This is a genomic window from Oleiphilus sp. HI0079, assembly GCF_001635105.1.
This window is the reverse complement of sequence record NZ_LWFT01000642.1, coordinates 1-2,078: the sequence shown is the minus strand read 5'-3', so window position 1 is coordinate 2,078 and position 2,078 is coordinate 1. Positions and strand designations below refer to the sequence as shown.

The 2,078-nt window shown below is 45.8% G+C and carries 1 protein-coding gene and 1 pseudogene; both read right to left on the bottom strand.

From position 1 onward, the window contains the following. Window positions 1-1,326: cysteine--tRNA ligase (gene cysS / locus A3750_RS11655; RefSeq protein WP_068548284.1), on the bottom strand; the 1,326-nt coding region annotated here is incomplete at its 3' end. An 8-nt stretch (window positions 1,327-1,334) separates the two neighbouring features. Then, window positions 1,335-2,078, bottom strand: a pseudogene (locus A3750_RS11650) (glutamine--tRNA ligase); the annotation flags it as partial.

Here is a 2,078-nt window from a genome sequence, read left to right as displayed (position 1 = left end):
TTCATCACGAATGCGATCGGACTCTGCCCAGTTTTTATCTGCTCGAGCTTGAGTGCGTTGCGAAATCAAGGCTTCAATTTCATCTTCAGACAACCCGCCCTCTTGCGCTGGAGCCTGCTTAAAGTAATCCTCTGGATTGGACTGCAGAAGCCCCAAAACTTCGCCAAGGTATTTTAAGGTGTACGCAAATCTATTCGCCCCCTCTAAATCACTATCGCGACTTGAGTTAAGCGCTTTCACCAAATCAAACATCACCGCCAACGCTTCCGGCGTATTAAAATCATCCGCCATTGCACTATCAAAACGATCTACATAGCTTTGCGCTAGCGCACTTTCTGTGACCGCCAAACCTCTTAACGACTGATACATACGATCAAGCGCGCTTTGAGACTCAGCTAAACTCGATTCAGAATAATCAACCTGGCTTCGGTACTGACTTGATATAAGAAAATAACGCACGACTTCTGGCGCATACTTCTCTAGCACCTCACGAATGGTGAAAAAGTTGCCTAGTGATTTAGACATTTTTTCCTTGTTCACCCGCACTGCACCGGCATGCATCCAATAATTCACATAAGTCTTGCCAGTTGCCGCTTCACTTTGAGCAATCTCATTCTCATGATGTGGGAACTTTAGATCCGGCCCACCACCATGAATGTCAAATGTACTGCCTAGACAACACGTCGACATCGCCGAACATTCAATATGCCAACCCGGACGCCCTTTACCCCAAGGAGAGTCCCAATAAGCCTCGCCCTCTTTTGCTGCTTTCCACAGCGCAAAATCAAGAGGATCTTCTTTGAGCGCTTCTACCTCAACTCGTGCACCAGACTGCAAATCCTCAATATTCTTTTTACTGAGCTTCCCATAACCATCAAACTTTTTAACGCGATAATAAACATCACCATTACTCGCTGCATAAGCGAAACCCTTTTCAATTAAGGTCTCTATCATTCTGACAATGTTAGACATATGCTCGGTAGCGCGGGGCTCCTGGCTTGGTGGCAGCACCATCAACGCCCGTTCATCTTCGTGCATAGCATCGATAAAACGCGCAGTTAATGCATCGTAGGTCTCACCATTCTCATTCGCGCGATTAAAAATCTTATCATCGACGTCTGTGATGTTTCGAATATACGTAACGCTGTAACCCGCATGGCGTAAAAACCGCGTAATCACATCAAAGCCAACCATGACCCGAGCGTGACCGATATGACAATAGTCATATACCGTCATTCCACATACATACATACGAACCTTATTAGGCTCGATTGGTACAAACTCTTCCTTCTTACCACTTAAAGTATTATGAAGTTTAATTTTCATCGCCGTTATTACTTCCCACTCCAAACGTCACGTAGTCCGATGGTCTTATTGAACACAGCTCGCCCCTCTTTGTGATCATATCGATCAGCAACAAAGTAGCCTTCACGCTCAAACTGAAAACCTTGCTCCGGTTGAGCGCCTAATAAGGCAGGCTCCACAACACCTTCAAATTCCTTAAAGCTTTCTGGATTAATATGTGTCAGAAAGTCTTCTTCCCCCGCATCAGGATTCGGATGCGCAAATAAACGATCATAATCACGAATCGTTGCCTTCACACCATGCTCTGCTGAAACCCAATGGATAACCCCGCGCGGCTTAATGCCTTCGACATTTTCACCAACGGTTCCCGGCACCAACGAAACTTTCAGCTCAACAATCTCACCTGCATCATCTTTTATAACGTCTTCAGCCTTAATAATGTAAGCACTGCGCAAGCGAACATACTCGCCACTAACTAAGCGCTTAAATTTCTTACGAGACAAAGAAGCGTCTTCATTGAAGTCTTCACGGTCAATATAAATAGTCTCTGAAAACGGAATTTCTCTCTCGCCGAGCTCTGGCTTGTTCGGGTGATTCGCGGCCTTCAAGCTCAGTCCGGCGTCCGCCTCATGGATATTGATGACCGTAACTTTAAGAGGGTTCATCACACACATTGCACGCTGCGCATGATCATTCAAATCATCCCGAATGGCCTTCTCAAGCTGCGCAACATCAACATCACTGTTGTTTTTGCTACTCACGGGAATCATCTC